Below are 17,184 nucleotides of genomic sequence, written 5' to 3' on the forward strand. Positions count from 1 at the left end.
CTATGAGCTTTGGCGTCTCCAACGCGCTGGCAAATCCCTACAGCAACTATGTGGCTGGGGGCTATGACCCCATGCCGATGGCGGCCCCTTCTGGCTCCAATAGCCCGGACTGGCTCAAAGCCATCAATGACATCGTGAGCGCTGTGGATGCCGGGCTGGGCATTTACGAGCGCATTGACTACCCCTCATGGAAACGGGCCCAGGATGCCCTGGCGCTGGAACGTGAACGCCGTCTGCAAGAGCAGGCAAAGGCAAATCAAGCCCAGGCCCAGGCCGCCGGCACGCCCGCCTGGCTGTGGGTGGCGCTGGGGGTGGGTGGGGTCGCCGTGCTGTTGTTGGTGGTCAAACAAATCAAGGAATAATGGAAATGGAACCGCTGACGGCTATTTTGGGATTTGCAGGGGGGCTGCTCAACTGGGACGCCCGCCGCCGTCAAGCGGATGTGGCCTATGAAGCGCTCCGGGTTGAAAAAGAGCGCCTCGAGGCCGACCTCCGCCTGGGCATCGCCACCCTGGAAACCCGGCAACGCCTGGCCCAGATTGAAGCGCAAATGAAGGCCATGTTGGCGCAACAGCAAGGGGATACAGATCGCACCCGGGCCTACTACAGCTTTGCCAAAACCCGGGCCTTTAGCGGTGCCCTGGTAGCGCTGGCCGGGGTGGCCCTGGTGGCCGGGGCCTTTTACCTGGCCGAAAGGGGGGCTGCATGAGCAACGCTGCCCTAGTGCTGGGAGTGGCCGGGGTAGCCGTGGTGGGTGTGGGCCTGGTGCTGGCCAACCAAAAAGCCGAGGCAGAAAAAAGCGTGCAAACGCTGGCCCCTAAAACCCCTGCAAATGCGCCCAACATCCCCACCCATACCAACCAGCCAAGCGCTGAACAACAAAACGCCACGCTGCTGCAACTGCTGAGTTCATATAGATCTGACCTGGCACGGCTGCAAAGTGAACGCCTGAGCGCAGAGATTGATCTTCAACAAGCCGAAGCGGCAGGAGGCAGCGTGTGCGAGGGGTACGCACTGGATCCAGAATTTACCTATCGCTGCAACGGTTTTCCTGTATGCGGCATAAATGAATGGTGGGAGCTAACCGGACAAAAGACCAATCAAGCCATCCTGCGCCAATGCAAAGCCGCCATTACCGGGATAGGCGCATTATCTGAGCGAACAGTAGAGATGAAGGGCGAGCACAACCGTGCCCGCTGGGAAAATCTGATGGGCATCATTCGGCAAGGCCAGGCCCAGGCCCAGGCTGCGAGCGCAAGGTATCAGCTGGCCAAAGCCAGAATCCAGGAGATTGACCAGCAAATAGCGGAAGTGCAAAAGAAAATCGGAGACCTCAACGCCAAGGGGGTGTACTGATGGGCGATATTGCGGCCTGGAAAGCCATTGCTGACCTGGGGATGGGCATGGTCAGCCTGGTGGCCCTGGTTGTGATCAGCCTCAGATTGCTCGCCAGCGTTAGCGATACGCACAAAGAGGTGCGCCTGATCCGCCTCGAGCTGCACCGCGCGATTGGCTATATGCAGGCGTACATGAGCCGGCAGGGAGTGCATTTTCGCAAAGAGGATGATGTATGGACGGAAAAACGCTCGTAATCATTGCCGCAGCCGCAGGCCTGGCGCTATGGCTGGGCATGATGATTGGTCGGCAATCGGCTATGCCTGGCTTTGCCGGGCCGGTAGGGCCTGGTGAGACCGATACCGGCGACACCAGTACCATCGGCCAGGTGCCCGATCCAGGAGGTGTGGTGTGGACGTAAAGCTGCTGTTGGGGGGTGCATTGCTAGCTGGGCTAGGCCTGGGAGCGTATATGCTCGCTGGCCGCCAATCCAATCCAACCGCACCAAGCCCGGATGCGAACAACCCAAAACCAACAACGCCCATTGCTGATTTTGCCTGTGCCCAGATAGTTACCCAGTGTGCGGACGGAAGCTGGGCAGGTACGCCGTGCGGGTGCAGCGACAGAGGGGGTGTAGCCAAAACAAACCCGGCATCTGTCATTTACGATCAGCCGCAACCTATCCCAAAGCCGGAAGTGATTGCAATAGCCGGAGGGCCGGTACAAGGCATTGATATGGTGGGGGCTGCAACTACGCCAAAATACTCAGACACCATCAAGCCCTCATACGTCGAAGACCGCCCTGCCTATTGGGACATGTGGAGTTAAGATGAACGATAAAGACACGCTTCTAACGGTGCTGGTGCTGGGGGGGCTGGCCCTGGGAGGGTACTGGTTGATTAAAAGTAGCCAAGTCCAGGCCGCTTATCCTGCTCCCGCTCCCGAACCTTCCTCACCCGATCCATCCCCACTGGGAAACTCAGACGTGGTTGACCGGAGTCCCTTTGGCTATAGCGTAGGCGATCCGTGTAAGCGATTCCCGAGCCTGTGCAAGTTTTGGTGACAAAATGAACCTGACCGACTTTATCCCCCCTACCCAAACCTGGATCGTGTGGGCTGTGCAAGCCGCGCTGGCCGTTGGTGTGATCTCGTTGCTGGCAGGTCTATTGGTGGCGGTGGTGGGCAAGGTGCCCATCATCGGGCCTGTGCTGGCGAGCCTGGTGCGCATCATTGGCGGCAACTACGAAAAATGGCTGGCCGAGCGGTTGCCCAAAATAGCAGAGCAGGCAGTGCTGGCGGTAGAAGAGCGCTATCGCAAAAGCGATTTGCCGGCAGAGGTGCGATCTACCGAAAAAATGCGCGAGGCGATTGAGCTGGTGGAACAGATGGCCCCAGGGGTCAACCGTTCGATTGCCAAAGCGCAAATAGAATCCGCCCTAACGCGAATGAGAAGCGCATACATGGAACAGAAAGCGAGGTTGAACTGATGAACACAAATCTAGATTTTGGCGATGGCTTCCGCTTCGGCCTGGGCTACATGACCGCTGCGCTGGTGGCCCTGGGTGTGGTGGCGGTGCTGGGTGCGATTCTGGGAGTGGCAGCCAGTGGAAAGCAGCAGTAACGCACCCACCTTTTGGGAGTCCTACCGCAACGGGGTGGGCCTGGCCCTGGGCCTGGCCACGGTGTATTTGCTGATTCTCGCATTGCTGGGCTGGTTGGTGAGCAAGCAACTGGAAACCCCCACCAAACCTAAGGAGAGCTCCGCATGTTCAACTTCCTGGCAAACCTGAATCCCAACGATCTGCTAGCCGCGCTGGACGAGCTGCGGGCCAGCGCGGCTCAGATGAAGTGCATAGAGGAGCGGCTGGCTGCGATGCAGCGGATGCTCGAGTACGAGTTTGGATCCCCCGTGCGCGACCTGCCGGCGCACGACCCGCGCAACCTGCCGCTAATCGCACAAATCACAGCCGGACTGGTGGATGTGCAGGCTGGGCTGGGGAAACCCGCCACGCGGGGGCACATTGCCAACGTTGGAGACAACCCGGCAGATCTGTACTTCCATGCCCGTGGCAAACGAGCAGGGCCTTACAAGCTGCTGTCGGGGGCAACCCTTGACCTAAGTTTTGCCCTCGAACAGCTCGAGGTGATCCCAGACCCCGCCGGAACCGTTGTGCAAATTCATCTGCAATGATCACGCCTATCGCCCACACCAGCAAACGAGGACGACACCACCTGCCCGAGGTGGCCATATACCGAGGCCCACAGGCCATAGGTGTTGTGGGCGATGGAAGCTTTAGCGCACTATTTGGGTTCTCCTGGGCCTGCATCTGGAATAAAGGGCAGGGGTTGAAGCTTTACAAAGAGGCAGGAGGCACGTGGCTGGAACAGAACAGCCCTGAGCCGCTGCCACAGCTGCAAAATACAGATCGACATCTATCGTGCCAATCCGACCAGGCCGCCCGGCCAATGATTGCCTGGGAGCGCTCTGGCAGTGTGCATGTGTGGTTCTGGGACCCAGTGGCGGTGCAATTTGATGTAGAAAATCTGGGGCCTGGGGTAGACCCGGTGCTGCTCATGGATGCCCAGCTAAATGGAATAGTGGGCAATTCAGATGGAGTGCTGTTTTATCTGGATAGCAGTAGAACAGAAGTAAAATATCGGCTCCAGCGCGACCGATGGGCGACTGAGTACAGCCTGGCCTTATTGCCAGAACCTATGTATCTGGATCAGGCCATAGTGCTTCCCTGGCGCTATGAGCTGCTACTGGGCAACGAAACAACGCCTACCTACGCATTGCGTTCAGCCCTCTATCCGATTGATGTTGGCACAGAGTATTTGGCAGGACAGGTAAACGCATTGAATGGGACATATCTGCCTGCTCGCATAGATGCCGCCGCGCTCGAGGCCCTGGCCGGGCAAATCGAACCCAGGCCGGGCAGCTATACCCCAGCAGCAATTTTTTTGAGTGCTACCGAGGGCCTGGCCGGGCAGATTGAGCCCAAGCCGGGCACCTATGCGCTGGCAGTCATCCGCTACACCGCTACCGAGGCCCTGGCCGGCCAGATCGAGCCCAGGCCAGGCACCTATGCGCTGGCAGTCATCCGCTACACCGCTACCGAGGGCCTAACCGCGCAGATTGAGCCACTTAACGGACGGTATCACCTATGAAATTGAATCACCTAACGCCCGAAATCACAGCTCGAGTCCCCCTCTCCGTTGGCGTAAGAGCCTGGATAGAAGTAACAAAATATCGCCGTGGCAGCAATAAACCGCATTTTTACCACGCGCAACACAACCTGATTTTGAACAAGGGCCTGGATCATGGCCTGGCCAACTGGGGTGGAATTATTATCCATCCCGTAGAAATCATAGATTACAGGGGTTTTGAGCAGATGTTCGTATACGTAGCGGTGGGAACAGGAACAACCGCACCCGCCAACAATCAAACCGGTCTGAGCAACGAAATAGCCCGAACCGCCGCCAATCTGGGCCTGGGGGCAGGCCGCACACGTCAGCGTTTGAGCGATGGGGTGCACCGCATTACATTCACGCGGGCTTTTGATTACAGCCAGGCCAACGGCAACCTCACTGAGTTTGGGGGAAGCCATAGCCCTAACAGCGCCGATGGCACACATACACGAGAGCTATTTCGGGACGGTGGGGGGAACCCCATCGTCATAACTAAAACGAGCAACGAACGATTAGCAATCACCTATCACTTTGAAGTAACGCTGACCCCAACAACCGAAACCGCGCAGGGATCCATAAACTTATTGGACAACAGCGGGAATGTTGTGCTGACGCGGCTGGTAAAAGGCCTGTGGATAGGCACAGAAGACAGCCCACATAATGATTACGGTGGATTCATCGGGGACAATAATAAGGCAGATCGAATCGGGCACTGGGTGACCTCTCAGGCCTCAAATATGACCTACCTGGATACCACAAGCTTCAACGGTGGGCGATATGGTGAGCGACTGGCATACACCAACGGCAACTACTACCGTGATGTAGAAGGGGAGAGAGGCCCTGAGGCAAATAACCAAAATATATTTGCCTATGGGCTAGCTGGATTTGTTGATTGGTTTGTGTCCTACAAAATCCGCTTTGTGGATGGCTCGGGGGCAGATAACCCTATTGCCAAAGACAAAGATTACCGGCTAAAACTGGCGCTACGAATGAACGTACAGCGGGTGTGACCATGACAAAACACTTTCAGTTCTCAGTAAAGGCAAAACTCATGGATCAGGCAGAGATGCTCGATCTGGGCACGCTCACCTTATCGGATCCGGCCTACTCGGTGAACAAAAGCGACCTCACCGAAAAGGAAGCAGCAAGCGCGGCTTTGAGTGAACTGAAATACATCAAAGCCAGCAACGTATACCAGTGGCGCTCTGCAATCATTCCGGCAGCCAACTTTGGGGGATTGATTGTGCAGCTGGTCTCGAGCTGGATCGACCTGAACCTTGAATCATGATTCCCCTTCCGGTTTGGCCTACAGCTCCAACGGTGCCGGCCAGTAATGCCATTAGCCAGCTGGTGGTGCGAACCAGGCACAACATCCGCCATATTTACAGCCACGTGCCGGGAGTGAGCAAGGGCAGCGTGGTCTACTTTGACCTGAACGGCTATGGCTGGTATGACGGAAGCAGCGGGATGATAACGCACAACCGAGGCAGAAAGGGATTGAGGCGGACAGCAAGGGGGATTGAAGATGGCCTGGGCAAAACTTCTAACTAGCCCCTGGGTTTGGGGGGGAATAGGGCTTTTGGTGTATCAACGAACTCGAAACACCTCGAGCATTGATCCAAACGCCAAACCACCAGCAACCCCCACCACCGGTGCAGCCTGCGGCTACCCTGCTTCAGGTTTGCCGCCGGCGCCAGCCAAGACAGTGGCCGAACTGCAAAACCGTGTGTGGCGGGCCATCCTGGACTACAACGGCAAGGTGAACGACACCGCCAACGGCATGGGATTTGTTCCAGATACCATTGGCAAAACCTACGCTAAATATCTGGCTGAATTTTTGGTAGAATCTGCCATCAAAAACAATGTACCCCTGGATCTGCTGGTAGCTTTGGCGCGACGCGAAAGCAGTTTTATCCCCACAGTAACCACCGGGCGGTATGAAGCCATCGGATGGACAGACGAGGCCATCAAAAAAGCAGTGCAAAATCAGTGGGCAATAGGCCCGCTTCAGGTTAAGCCGGTGGTCTTTACCGAGGTTGGCCTGGCCAGCCCGGCACGCTGGCCAGGTGACCCGATTCCCTGGCCGCATCCTGCCCGTTTGAGAGATGCTGTGGAAGCCGGAGCCCGCTATCTGGCCAAGCAGCAAAAACGATTTGGCACCTGGTGCGCTGCCCTTCATGCGTACAACCAAGGCCCAACGGCATATACCAATGGGGCCAGGGCGGATAGGTACGTGAACCAGATTATTGCCTGGGCAAATAGCTATACTGAATTGCGGACGTAAGGTGTCAATAAGGTGTCATTAAGTGCAATAACCGGGTGAACGTACCCGGTTATTTTCGTCCAGAACTGGTGCGCCCGGCAGGACTCGAACCTGCGACCTAAGGTTTAGGAAACCTTCGCTCTATCCAAACTGAGCTACGAGCGCAAAGGGCTTGCTCGAGCAAGCAACCCAGATTGTAACACCTACCTCGGCAGGCTTCTACCGTGCACGGGGGACATCTGGCCCCATGATGATCGATGTTGCAAGGCCAAACGCCAAATGGATAAAACCCCTTGTGCCTGGAGTGTCGTGGACAAATTTTTACCGACGGCGCCTTTGGGCCGTCTGGACCTATAATGGTCAGGGTATGCCCGAGTTCGAAGCGGTGGTGGGGCTGGAAGTCCACCTGCACCTAAAAACCAAAAGCAAGATGTTTTGTAGCTGCGACGCCAACTATTTTGGCGACCCGCCCAACACCCATACCTGTCCGGTCTGCCTGGGGCTGCCGGGGGTGCTACCGGTGGTGAATGCCCAGGCGGTGGACTTTGGCATCCTGTTTGGGCTGGCCCTGAACTGCAGCATCGCCTCCTGGACGCAGTTTCATCGCAAGAGCTACTACTACCCCGACATGCCCAAAAACTACCAGATCTCCCAGTACGACCTGCCCATCGCCGAGCACGGGTATCTGGAAGTGGAGGGCCAAAAAGTGCGCATCAAGCGGGTGCACCTGGAGGAGGACGCCGCCAAATCTACCCACCCGGACGGCGCCGCTTACTCGCTGATTGACCTCAACCGGGCCGGCTCGCCCCTCATCGAGATGGTTACCGAGCCGGATATTCGCACCCCCGAGCAGGCCCGGATCTTCCTGTCCCACATCCGCTCGATAGCCCAGACCCTGGGGGTCTCGGAGGCCAACCCCGAGGAGGGCAAGATGCGGGCCGATGTGAACGTCTCGGTGCGGCCGGTGGGGGGGCCTATGGGCACCAAGGTGGAGATTAAGAACCTCAACTCTTTCAGGAGCGTGGCCCGGGCCCTCGAGTTCGAGATCAAGCGCCAGCAGGAACTTCTGCGCAGCGGGCGCCGGGTGGAGCAAGCCACCCTGGGCTGGGACGAAGCCGCCGGCAAAACCTACCTGATGCGCCTCAAGGAGGGCGAGGCCGACTACCGCTACTTCCCCGACCCCGACCTGCCCCCCATTGTGGTAGACGAGGCCTGGCTTTCCCGGCTCAAAGCCGCCCTGCCCGAGCTACCTGCGCAAAAGTACGCCCGCTACGTGGAGCGTGGGGTGCGCCCCTACGACGCCGAGATTCTGGCCTACAACGCTTCGCTGGCCCGCTTCTTCGATGAGGCGCTGGCCCTCGTACCAGGGCAACCCCCAAACCATCGCCAACCTGCTCAACGCCGATGTGGCCAGCTACCTGAACGAGCGCCAACAGGAGGTACAGCAGACCGCCCTCACCCCCGAACATCTGGCTCAGTTGGCCGGGTTGTTCGAGCGTCGCGAGATTACCAACCGCGTCCTCGCGCAGCTTCTGCCCGAGGTGATGGCCGGGGCCAGCCCCATCAAGCTGGTGGAGGAGCGCGGCCTGCGCTCGGTTTCGGATGAAGGCTCGCTCAAGCCCCTGGTGGAGCGTGTGGTGGCCGCCCACCCCAGGGTGGTAGAGCAGGTTAAGGGCGGTAACCTCAAGGCCGCCAACGCCCTCCTGGGCCCCATCATGAAAGAAACCAGGGGCACCGCCAAGGCCGATGTGGTCAAGAAACTGCTGAGCGAGATGCTGGGGGTGGAGCTATGAACTACCAGGAGGCGGGCGTAGACATTGACCGCAAGGCCGGGGCCCTGAGAGCAGCCGCCCAAAAAATCAAGGAAACCTACACCCCCCAGGTGCTGCGGGGCATCGGGGCTTTTGGGGGGATGATGGAGGTCTCCCGGCTCAAGGAGATGGCCGCGCCGGTATTGGTGGCCTCCACCGACGGGGTGGGCACCAAGACCCTGCTGGCCGCCCAGACCGGGCGCTACGGGGGGTTGGGCTTCGACCTGGTGCACCACTCGGTCAACGACCTGCTGGTGCAGGGGGCCAGGCCCCTCTTTTTCATGGACTATATTGCCAGCGCCCGCCTCGAGGCCGAGGTACTCGCAGCGGTACTGGAATCGCTGGCCGAAGCCTGCAAAGCCATAGGCATGCCCCTGCTGGGCGGCGAGACCGCCGAGATGCCCGGGGTCTACCACGAAGGGGGCCTCGACCTGGTGGGCACCATTGTGGGGGTGGTGGATAAGGACAAAATTGTGGACGGCGCCCAGGTGCAGCCGGGCGATGTGCTGCTGGCCCTGCCTTCTTCCGGGCTGCATACCAACGGCTATAGCCTGGCCCGCAAGGTCTTCGCGGGCTGGAACCTGAAAGAGCCCCGGCCCCAGCTCGGCGGGCAGTCGCTGGCCGAGGCCCTCCTGGTACCCCACCGCTGCTACCTGGAGGAAGTTGATTTGCTCCAGCGCGAGGGCATCGAAATTCGGGCTATGGCCCATATTACCGGCGGCGGCGTTTACGAAAACCTGCCCCGGGTGCTGCCGCAGGGGCTGGGGGCTGAAATCCGGCGTGGAACCTTTCCAGTCCCCCCCATTTTTGAGCTAATACAACGGGCTGGAAACGTAGCCGAGCAGGAGATGTTCCGCGTGTTCAACATGGGGCTTGGTTACATTTTGGTTCTAAGTTCAGATATGGCATCTGGGGCCGGGACACTTTTAACCCAAAGCTACCCGGTAGGCTATATCATGGAAGGGTCAGGGATTAAGGTCGTCTGAAACCCTGCCCCCCTACCGTATGAAAGAACTCTGGCTGCTGCGCCATGGTGAAACGCCTTGGAACGCCGAGGGGCGCTTTCAAGGACACTACGACATCAACCTTTCGCCCCAGGGCCTGCACCAGGCCTACCGGGTAGCCGAGCGCCTGGCTGCCTGCAGACAGGGGTTTGATGGCCTTTACAGCTCCGACCTCCAACGGGCCGCGCTCACCGCCAAGCCGGTAGCGGAGGCCCTGCACCTTGTGCCGATCTACGACCCTCGGCTGCGCGAAATTTATGCGGGGGAGTTGCAAGGTCTGTTGCGCAGCGAGATGGAGAGGCTCTACCCCGAGTTCCATGCGGCCATCCAGCAGGACCCCTGGAACACCCGGCGCCCCGGCGGCGAGAGCATGGCCGACCTGGCCCGCCGGGTACAGGCGTTTTTGAACGATCTGCCGGATGGGCGGTTTATCGTGGTGACGCACGGGGGGGTAATTCGGGCTGCCCTGAAAATCGTGCTCGAGCTAGAAAACGGCTCCTGGCGCAAGTTCCAGATCCAGAACACCTCTATCACCCGTCTGCTCTACCCTGAAGGGGTTGCGCTTTCGATTGGGGATGTGGGCCACCTCGAGGCCTGGGCCGAGGGGCTGATGGACGAGGCCACCCTGTCGTAGCCCTGGGTACTGCGTGCAGCGGTAACTTATGCGGCATGTTTTGAAGCATGTTGATTGCCCATAATTGCGATTTGCGGCTCGTTGGGAGGCACTGAATACAGCGTCGAAGAGATGGCTATACCAGGGGATTTGTCCTTCCATAGCAACCCCACCCCTGCCCTCCCCTGCTCGGGGAGGGTGGGCAGTGTATGGGGATCTATGCAACGCTGCACTGAAGTGCATGCTGAATTCTTGGTTGTCAGACCCCTGAGTTCCGGGCTCGGAAAAAACCCGCCTGTTCAATTTATCTGGACCAGCGAACGCTGAGATCTTCTTTGCCCGCCATGGCTTTTTGTAGCATCTCCAGCAGGGCCGGGTCGGCGCCCTGTTCGTGCCAGGTCTCGAGCAGGTCGGCGTTCAGGTAGTAGTCCTGATCGAGGGCGTGCTCTTCTTCCATCTGCGAGACCAGGAACTCCAGTTGGGCATCGCTAATCTCGCCGATAAGCGCTCCGGTGTCGGCGTTGAACAGTTGGGCCATGGGAAGAGTCTACCAGGGTCGGTATACTCCTGGCATGAATCCCCCCTTCCGACTCAAGCCGGCCTCCTGGCTAGTGGCCGCAGGCCGCCCGTCCGAGCCCGGCCAACCCCTCAATACCCCCCTGGTGCCGGCTTCTAACTTCCTTCTGGGAACCGAGCGGGCCTACGCCCGCGACGGCGGAACCCCCACCTGGGAGGCCCTCGAGACCCTGGTGGGGGGCCTGGAGGCCGGGCGGGCCGTGGCCTTTGCTTCCGGGATGGCCGCCGTGGCAGCGGTCTTCGAGCAGTTGCCGGCAGGGGCAGGGGTGGTGCTGCCAGACGACTGCTACCAGGGGGTGGTGGGGCTGGCTCTGGCGGGCGCTGAAAAGCAGCGCTGGCGCGTGCAGCGGCTGGCGCTGGAGGACACCCAAGGCTGGGTTCAGGCCTGTGCGGTGGCCGACCTGATCTGGCTCGAGTCCCCCTCCAACCCCCTGCTAACGGTGGTGGATCTGGCGACCATCGCTCAAGCCCCGCGCAAACCCGGCGCAATCCTGGCGGTGGACAACACCTTCGCCACCCCCCTGAACCAGCAGCCCCTCGAGCTCGGGGCCACGGTATCCATCCAGTCCGTCACCAAGTTCATCGGCGGCCACTCCGACCTGCTGGGCGGGGTAGCCACCACCCGCGACGAAGCCCTCTGGCAGGCCCTCCGGCGGTCCCGCATGCTGAGCGGCGCTACCCCCGGTACCCTCGAGGCCTTCCTGGCCGTGCGGGGGGCCCGAACGCTCGAGCTGCGCCTGCAAAGAGCACAGCAGACCGCCCAGGTGCTGGCCGAACGCCTCGAGCAACACCCCCGGGTGGCCCGCGTGCGCTACCCGGGCCTGCCCTCCCACCCCACCCACGCCACAGCCCGACGCGTGCTGAAGGGCTTTGGCACCATCCTCTCCTTCGAGTTGCACGGCGGGGCAGCCCAGGCCGATGCGGTCTGCCAGCGCGTCCAGCTCATCCGCCACGCCACCAGCCTGGGGGCGGTGGAGTCCACCATGGAACGCCGGGCGGCCATCCCCGGGCAGGAGCACCTGCCGCCCTCCCTTCTGCGGCTTAGCGTGGGCATCGAGGATGCCGAAGACCTCTGGGCCGACCTCGACGCGGCCCTGCGGACGGCCTGGTAGTTTTGTGGGCTTTTTTCGCGGTGTTATACTCTAGTTTTTGTGGAGAAGACCCTCACCCCCCGCCATCTGGGCTTTGCGATGCCGGCCGAATGGGCCCCCCACGCGGCTACCTGGACGGCCTGGCCCTACGACGACGAAAAGTGGCTGGGCTACCTGGAGCCCGTGCGACAGGAGTTCGCGGCTTTTGTGAACACCCTGGCCCGCTTCGAGCCGGTTCACCTGGTAGTGAATGACCAGGAGTCCGAGCAAGACGCCAGAGCACGCCTCTCGGGCCCCATCCATTTCCACCGCATCTCCCACGACGACTGCTGGCTGCGCGACTCAGGGGCCATTTTTGTCACCCGCTCGAGCCAGGAAAAAGCAGCCCCTGCAAGCGAACTGGCCGCCGTCAACTGGGAGTTCAACGGCTGGGGAGGGAAGTATCCTGCCCAACAGGACAACCAGATGCCCCTGCACATGGCCGGCATTCTGGGCCTGCGGCTGTTCCATGCGGGCATCGTGATGGAGGGCGGGAGCCTCGAGGTCAACGGCGAGGGGATGGGCCTCACCACCCGGCAGTGCCTGCTCTCGCCAGAGCGCAACCCCGGCCTCGACGAGGAGGCCCTCGAGGGCTACCTGAACGAGTACCTGGGCATCAACCACCTAGTCTGGCTGGGCCATGGGCTCGAGGGCGACCACACCGACGGGCACATCGACACCCTCACCCGCTTCACCGCGCCCCGCGCCATCGTCACCTCGGTCTCTTCCGACCCCGACGACCCCAACCACCGCCCTTTGCAAGAAAACCTGGAAATCCTGCAAAGCCTGGGGGGCTTTCGCGTCGTGGAGCTCCCCCTACCCCAAAACCCCATCTGGCTGGACGATCAAACCCGCCTGCCCCTGACCTACGCCAACTTCTATATTGCCAACGGAGCCGTGCTGGTACCCATCTACGGCGACCCTAACGACGAAAAGGCGCTGGCCATTTTACGCCCGCTGTTCCCTGGGCGCGAGGTCATCGGCCTCAAGAGCCGCTATCTCATCACCGGCGGGGGCAGCTTCCACTGCGTCACCCAGCAGCAACCGGAGGGTAGGCTATGGAATGGGTAACTCAGGCACAAGAGGACAACCCTGTAAACAACCCGAGGGCACACTGCCATCCAGTTTCAACCAACCAACCCTTCGTCCTGCTCAATGAACGTCCTTTTGCTCACGACCCGCGCTGAGTGCAGCCGAGTTCCTCGAAGTTCGGCCATAGACCATTAACCTTTAGGAGCCCTCATGACCAAACTTGCCGTTGTGCAAATGTCCATGACAGCAGACCGCGACCACAACGTGGCCAAGGCCACCCGGATGGTGCGCGAAGCCGCCGCAAAGGGGGCGCAAATTGTGCTGCTGCCGGAGCTATTCGAGAATCTTTACTTTTGCCAGGCCGAGCGGGATAAGTTTTTTGCCCTGGCCAATCCGGTCGAAAATCACCCTTTTCTGCCCCACTTCCAGCAGTTGGCCCAGGAACTCGGCGTGGTGCTGCCCATTTCTTTTTTCGAGAAGGCCGGGCAGGCTTACTACAACAGCCTGGCCCTGATTGACGCCACGGGCGAAATCCTGGGCACTTACCGCAAGTCGCATATCCCCGACGGCCCCGGCTACGAAGAGAAGTACTACTTCAACCCGGGCGATACCGGCTTCAAGGCCTTCCCCACCTGCTTTGGCCCGGTGGGCGCGGGCATTTGCTGGGATCAGTGGTTCCCCGAGTGTGCCCGCAGCATGGCCCTGCTGGGCGCGGAAATTCTCCTCTACCCCACCGCCATTGGCTCCGAGCCCGCCGAGGCCGGCGGCATCGATACCAAGGACATGTGGCAGCGCGCCATGATCGGCCATGCGGTGGCCAACGTCTGCTACCTGGCCGCCGCCAACCGGGTGGGCACCGAGGTGGTGGAGGGCCTCGAGCAGACCTTCTATGGCTCCTCCTTCATCGCCGACTACATGGGCAACAAGCTGGCCGAGGCAGGCCGCAGCGAAGAGACCGTTTTGCTGGCCGATTTAAACCTGGAAGAAGCCCGCGCCTTCCGGGCGAGTTTTGGTTTCTTTCGCGATCGTCGGCCCGACCTGTACGGCCCGCTTCTCACCCTGGACGGCCAAACCCGCCGCCCCTGACTGGGCCGCTTTTGGTTAAACTTTCAGCATGTTTCGTGGCAAGGTGGTGCTGATTACCGGAGCGGCCCGCGGTATTGGACGGGCCATTGCCGAGGCTTTTGCCCATGAGCAGGCCCTCCTGGTGCTATGTGATGTGCGGCCGGAGGGCCTCGAGGTAGCCAAGCGCCTGGGGGCTCTGTTCGTGTACGCCGACCTGGCCCTGCCCGAGCATCGTGCGCGCTTCGTGGAGCAGGCCGTCAAACAGTGGGGCAGCATTCACGTGCTGGTTAACAACGCCGCCATCGCCGCCCCCGGCTCGGCGCTCAAGGTGGGGCTGGCCGATTGGCAGCGAACCCTGGAAGTGAACCTGACCGCACCCATGCACCTTTCGGCCCTGGCAGCCCGCGAAATGGTGCGCTCGGGTGGGGGGGCGATTGTCAATGTGGCCAGCGTGCAAGGGCTGTTGGCCGAGCAGAACAATGCCGCCTACAACGCCTCCAAGGGGGGCCTGGTGAACCTGACCCGTTCGCTGGCGCTCGACCTGGCGCCCCTACACATCCGGGTCAATGCGGTGGCACCGGGGGCCATCGCCACCGAGAGCGTGTTGGAAGCCATCCAGATGTCCGAGCACCCCGAACTCACCCGCCAGGACTGGGAAGACCTGCACGCCCTGCGCCGCCTGGGCAAGCCCGAGGAGGTGGCCCAGGCTGTGGTGTTTTTGGCTTCCGAACGGGCCAGCTTCATCACCGGGGCCATTCTGCCGGTAGACGGCGGCATGACAGCCAGTTTTATGATGGCTGGCAGACCGGTATAAAGGAGAAAACCGCCAGGAGCGCCTTGGCGGCTCTTTGGCTATTCCTGGTGCAGCAGCAGCTCTCCACTGGGCTTTTCACCCTCGCTGCCCCTGGCGCTGGCCCAGTATTTGAGAAGCTGGTCGCGGGAATCCAGGATGGCTTGCTGGATGCGGCTCAGTTCGGCACGGGAAAAGCCGTTGTTGGACTGCAAGGCCAGCGGCTGCAGTAAGAACTTGGCGAAGTGCCCTTCGTGTTTGACGCAAATATAGGGCTGCTCGAGGTTGTAGCCCGAGTTGACGTAAAAGCGGTACTGACCCGACCGATGGAGTGTAATCATACGATGCTCTTATCTCCCAAATGTGACAAAAAACCATAACTTAATGCAACCACGTAACGTTACTCTACCATAGCTCACGAGGGTGAGGATGAGAGGCGGCAGGGCTGAATATCAACGGTTAAATGACCATGCTACCGGCTGGCCGTCCGCGTAAGGCATCACCCCGTGGAAAGGGCGTGGATCGGCATCGAACACCAGGGGCAGAAAGTGCTTGTCACCTGGCCACATATGGAGTTCTTGGCGCAGTATTTTTTCCATGGGAATCCAGTGGAGTTGGCCCTCTGAATTAGACTCGAGGGGGGTTCCTGACCAGTCTGGAATCACAAAAATGAAACCAAACCAGTCCTCGCCGTTTTTGCCGAAACCCGGCCAGGAGAGGGTTCCCCGCAAGACAAGCTGGAGCGCCTCGAGGCCCGCTTCTTCCCGGATTTCCCGCCGCATGCCGGCGGCCACATCCTCGGTGGGCTCGAGTTTACCTCCCAGCCCGTTGTATTTGCCAAAAGCCGGATCGTCGGGGCGGGCGTTGCGGTAAACCAGCAAGACCTGCTGGCCGTCGGGCGAAAGCACAAAACCCAGGGTGGCGAGGATAGGGGTGTAAGGCATAGCTTTTGAACCTACTCCCCTTTCCACAAGATGCGCCCACAGGAGGGACAACGCACCACCTTCTGGGCCTGGTGGATTTGCTGGGCCACGTGCATGGGAAGCTGGACGTTGCAGGCCGTACAGCGATAGCCGTTGCTGGTTTTGGCCATTTTGGCCAGGCCCGTACCTTTGCGGGCCTTGCGGATGGACTCGTACTCCTTGACGATGGGCGCGGGAATGGTGGCAGCCAGTTGGTCGCGGTCGGCTTTTTTGGACTGGTAGGCGGCCTCGAGGTCGTTTACCCGCTGCTGGTTGGCGGCCTCCAGCGCCTCGAGCCTGGGCCTGGCTTCGTCTAACTGGGTTTTGACCTGGGCCAGTTCTTCTTCCAGCTTGTCCATCTGCTCCATCAGCGGCATCATCTGGCCCACCACGTCTTTGCTGCCCTCGAGGTCTTCGATCAGGCCCGAGAGCTGGCGAATCTGCTCGCCGTACTGGGTTTGCTCCTTGGCCCCGGTGGCCTGGGCCTGGGCCGCTTTGGCTTTTTCACGCTTGCTTTTGAGATCTTGCAGCTCGAGGTCGGCCTTGTGGTAGGCCAGGCGCACTTCGCGCAACTGGTCTTGCAAGCCAGTAAGTTGATTCTCCAATGCCCTGAAGTGTACACGGGCCTGCGTTAGCTCCTCGGGAATGCGGGATTGATCTTCGCGGATCTGGTCAAGCTCGAGGTCGCGTTCCTGTAGGCGGTTCAACTCGGCCAGCGGGTCACTCACGTGTATAGTCTAACACCCTCCACTGCGCCTGGCGTCAGGGGCGGTGGATGCGAGGCAGAAAATTAGCCCACAAGATAGGGATTATGGGCCATTTCCTCGGCCAGGGTCGTGCGGGGGCCATGACCGGGGTAGACCACCGTCTGGGGGGGCAGCCGGGTGAGTTTTTGCAGCGAGGCAAACAGGGCCTGGGGGTCGCTGCCCGGCAGGTCGTAGCGGCCAATGCCACCCCGAAAGAGCACATCCCCGCTCACCAGGTAGCCGGGGCTGTAAAAGCCCACATGCCCCGGCGCATGACCGGGCAGGAACAGCACCGAAAGGCCCAGACCAAAATCCAGTTCCTGCCCCTCGGCCAGGGGCAGGACAGGCTCGGGCGGCTGGGGAATGGACAGGCCCCAGCGGGCCGCGCTCTGCACGGCGTTCTGGTAGAGGGCCAGGTCGCCTGGATGCAGGTAAACCGGCAGCTCTAAAGCCTCCACCAATGGCGCCACCGCCCCCACATGGTCGAAATGGGCGTGGGTCAGCAGGATGGCCTCCGGGCGCAGGCCCACCCGGTGCACTTCGGCCAGGATGCGCTCCGGCTCGTCCCCAGGGTCTACAATGACCCCCCGTCCACGCTCGCCCACCAGCAAGTAGGTGTTTTCTTGTAAGGGGCCCACGCTAAGACCATATACCTTCATGCCCCATAG

At 60.6% G+C, this 17,184-nt stretch carries 24 protein-coding genes, 1 tRNA gene and 1 pseudogene; 20 read left to right on the plus strand and 6 right to left on the minus strand.

All coding sequences use genetic code 11. The features are described 5' to 3' along the window. The first annotated feature begins 2 nt into the window (after positions 1-2). The 13 genes from Q0X23_RS05560 (at position 3) to Q0X23_RS05620 (ending at position 6,808) form a co-directional block, all read left to right on the plus strand. Positions 3-362 (plus strand): hypothetical protein, encoded by a 360-nt coding sequence (locus Q0X23_RS05560; protein WP_297859377.1) that lies wholly within the window; start codon positions 3-5, stop codon positions 360-362. Then, positions 362-709 carry a hypothetical protein gene (locus Q0X23_RS05565; RefSeq protein WP_297859378.1) on the plus strand — a complete coding sequence of 116 codons (348 nt, stop codon included), beginning with the start codon at positions 362-364 and terminating at the stop codon, positions 707-709. The genes Q0X23_RS05560 and Q0X23_RS05565 overlap by 1 nt, the downstream gene beginning before the upstream one ends. Then, positions 706-1,356, plus strand: a complete 651-nt coding sequence (locus Q0X23_RS05570; RefSeq protein WP_297859379.1) for a hypothetical protein — start codon at positions 706-708, stop codon at positions 1,354-1,356. Before Q0X23_RS05565 ends, Q0X23_RS05570 begins: the two co-directional genes overlap by 4 nt. Next, positions 1,356-1,592, plus strand: a complete 237-nt coding sequence (locus Q0X23_RS05575; RefSeq protein ID WP_297859380.1) for a hypothetical protein — start codon at positions 1,356-1,358, stop codon at positions 1,590-1,592. Before Q0X23_RS05570 ends, Q0X23_RS05575 begins: the two co-directional genes overlap by 1 nt. Beyond that, positions 1,571-1,756 (plus strand): hypothetical protein, encoded by a 186-nt coding sequence (locus Q0X23_RS05580; RefSeq protein ID WP_297859381.1) that lies wholly within the window; start codon positions 1,571-1,573, stop codon positions 1,754-1,756. The genes Q0X23_RS05575 and Q0X23_RS05580 overlap by 22 nt, the downstream gene beginning before the upstream one ends. Before the next feature lie 646 nt (positions 1,757-2,402). Beyond that, positions 2,403-2,822, plus strand: coding sequence for a hypothetical protein (locus tag Q0X23_RS05585; protein WP_297859382.1), 420 nt, complete (start codon positions 2,403-2,405; stop codon positions 2,820-2,822). Then, positions 2,822-2,956 carry a hypothetical protein gene (locus Q0X23_RS05590; protein ID WP_297859383.1) on the plus strand — a complete coding sequence of 45 codons (135 nt, stop codon included), beginning with the start codon at positions 2,822-2,824 and terminating at the stop codon, positions 2,954-2,956. The genes Q0X23_RS05585 and Q0X23_RS05590 overlap by 1 nt, the downstream gene beginning before the upstream one ends. Next, positions 2,940-3,125 (plus strand): hypothetical protein, encoded by a 186-nt coding sequence (locus Q0X23_RS05595; RefSeq protein ID WP_119341496.1) that lies wholly within the window; start codon positions 2,940-2,942, stop codon positions 3,123-3,125. The genes Q0X23_RS05590 and Q0X23_RS05595 overlap by 17 nt, the downstream gene beginning before the upstream one ends. Then, positions 3,101-3,526: a hypothetical protein gene (locus Q0X23_RS05600; protein ID WP_297859384.1), complete on the plus strand. Its 426-nt coding sequence runs from the start codon at positions 3,101-3,103 to the stop codon at positions 3,524-3,526. The genes Q0X23_RS05595 and Q0X23_RS05600 overlap by 25 nt, the downstream gene beginning before the upstream one ends. Before the next feature lie 275 nt (positions 3,527-3,801). Beyond that, complete coding sequence (locus Q0X23_RS05605) at positions 3,802-4,503, plus strand: hypothetical protein (protein WP_297859385.1); 702 nt, start codon at positions 3,802-3,804, stop codon at positions 4,501-4,503. Continuing rightward, positions 4,500-5,534, plus strand: coding sequence for a hypothetical protein (locus tag Q0X23_RS05610; RefSeq protein WP_297859386.1), 1,035 nt, complete (start codon positions 4,500-4,502; stop codon positions 5,532-5,534). The genes Q0X23_RS05605 and Q0X23_RS05610 overlap by 4 nt, the downstream gene beginning before the upstream one ends. A 2-nt stretch (positions 5,535-5,536) precedes the next feature. Further along, on the plus strand, positions 5,537-5,812 hold the full coding sequence (locus Q0X23_RS05615) for a hypothetical protein (RefSeq protein ID WP_297859387.1): 276 nt from the start codon (positions 5,537-5,539) through the stop codon (positions 5,810-5,812). Between the two features lie 471 nt (positions 5,813-6,283). Then, a complete protein-coding gene (locus Q0X23_RS05620) occupies positions 6,284-6,808 on the plus strand; it encodes a lytic transglycosylase domain-containing protein (RefSeq protein ID WP_297859388.1) in 525 nt (174 codons plus the stop codon). A 66-nt stretch (positions 6,809-6,874) separates the two neighbouring features. Here the strand turns inward: Q0X23_RS05620 and Q0X23_RS05625 are convergent. Beyond that, a tRNA-Arg gene (locus tag Q0X23_RS05625) sits at positions 6,875-6,952 on the minus strand. Positions 6,953-7,154: 202 nt separating this feature from the next. On the opposite strand from Q0X23_RS05625, the pseudogene gatB reads away from it, so the two are divergent. The 3 genes and pseudogenes from gatB to Q0X23_RS05640 all read left to right on the plus strand — a co-directional run bounded on the left by gatB (position 7,155) and on the right by Q0X23_RS05640 (position 10,236). Continuing rightward, positions 7,155-8,580 (plus strand): annotated as a pseudogene (gene gatB, locus Q0X23_RS05630) (Asp-tRNA(Asn)/Glu-tRNA(Gln) amidotransferase subunit GatB). Continuing rightward, entirely contained in the window at positions 8,577-9,584 is a 1,008-nt protein-coding gene (purM, locus tag Q0X23_RS05635) for a phosphoribosylformylglycinamidine cyclo-ligase (protein WP_297859389.1), read from the plus strand. Before gatB ends, purM begins: the two are co-directional and overlap by 4 nt. A gap of 19 nt (positions 9,585-9,603) precedes the next feature. Next, the gene (locus tag Q0X23_RS05640; protein ID WP_297859390.1) at positions 9,604-10,236 is read left to right on the plus strand and encodes a histidine phosphatase family protein; all 633 of its coding nucleotides are present in this window, start codon (positions 9,604-9,606) and stop codon (positions 10,234-10,236) included. Between the two features lie 283 nt (positions 10,237-10,519). On the opposite strand, the gene Q0X23_RS05645 is transcribed toward Q0X23_RS05640, so the two are convergent. Further along, the gene (locus Q0X23_RS05645) at positions 10,520-10,753 is read right to left on the minus strand and encodes a galactosyldiacylglycerol synthase (protein WP_297859391.1); all 234 of its coding nucleotides are present in this window, start codon (positions 10,751-10,753) and stop codon (positions 10,520-10,522) included. 34 nt (positions 10,754-10,787) lie between these two features. On the opposite strand from Q0X23_RS05645, the gene Q0X23_RS05650 reads away from it, so the two are divergent. The 4 genes from Q0X23_RS05650 (at position 10,788) to Q0X23_RS05665 (ending at position 14,832) form a co-directional block, all read left to right on the plus strand. Then, on the plus strand, positions 10,788-11,903 hold the full coding sequence (locus tag Q0X23_RS05650; RefSeq protein ID WP_297859392.1) for a PLP-dependent aspartate aminotransferase family protein: 1,116 nt from the start codon (positions 10,788-10,790) through the stop codon (positions 11,901-11,903). Positions 11,904-11,942: 39 nt separating this feature from the next. Beyond that, positions 11,943-12,992, plus strand: a complete 1,050-nt coding sequence (locus tag Q0X23_RS05655) for an agmatine deiminase family protein (protein WP_297859393.1) — start codon at positions 11,943-11,945, stop codon at positions 12,990-12,992. 171 nt (positions 12,993-13,163) lie between these two features. After that, complete coding sequence (gene aguB / locus Q0X23_RS05660) at positions 13,164-14,039, plus strand: N-carbamoylputrescine amidase (RefSeq protein WP_297859394.1); 876 nt, start codon at positions 13,164-13,166, stop codon at positions 14,037-14,039. A 28-nt stretch (positions 14,040-14,067) separates the two neighbouring features. After that, positions 14,068-14,832, plus strand: a complete 765-nt coding sequence (locus tag Q0X23_RS05665) for an SDR family NAD(P)-dependent oxidoreductase (protein WP_297859395.1) — start codon at positions 14,068-14,070, stop codon at positions 14,830-14,832. 38 nt (positions 14,833-14,870) lie between these two features. Here Q0X23_RS05665 and Q0X23_RS05670 read toward each other — a convergent pair whose 3' ends face one another. The 4 genes from Q0X23_RS05670 to Q0X23_RS05685 all read right to left on the minus strand — a co-directional run bounded on the left by Q0X23_RS05670 (position 14,871) and on the right by Q0X23_RS05685 (position 17,175). Next, positions 14,871-15,149: a DUF4160 domain-containing protein gene (locus Q0X23_RS05670; protein WP_297859396.1), complete on the minus strand. Its 279-nt coding sequence runs from the start codon at positions 15,147-15,149 to the stop codon at positions 14,871-14,873. Positions 15,150-15,260: 111 nt separating this feature from the next. After that, entirely contained in the window at positions 15,261-15,752 is a 492-nt protein-coding gene (locus tag Q0X23_RS05675) for an 8-oxo-dGTP diphosphatase (protein WP_297859397.1), read from the minus strand. 11 nt (positions 15,753-15,763) lie between these two features. Next, positions 15,764-16,498 carry a zinc ribbon domain-containing protein gene (locus Q0X23_RS05680; protein ID WP_297859398.1) on the minus strand — a complete coding sequence of 245 codons (735 nt, stop codon included), beginning with the start codon at positions 16,496-16,498 and terminating at the stop codon, positions 15,764-15,766. A 62-nt stretch (positions 16,499-16,560) separates the two neighbouring features. Further along, entirely contained in the window at positions 16,561-17,175 is a 615-nt protein-coding gene (locus tag Q0X23_RS05685; RefSeq protein WP_297859399.1) for an MBL fold metallo-hydrolase, read from the minus strand. Positions 17,176-17,184: the final 9 nt, after the last annotated feature.

The organism is Meiothermus sp. (assembly GCF_026004115.1).
Lineage (GTDB): Bacteria > Deinococcota > Deinococci > Deinococcales > Thermaceae > Meiothermus.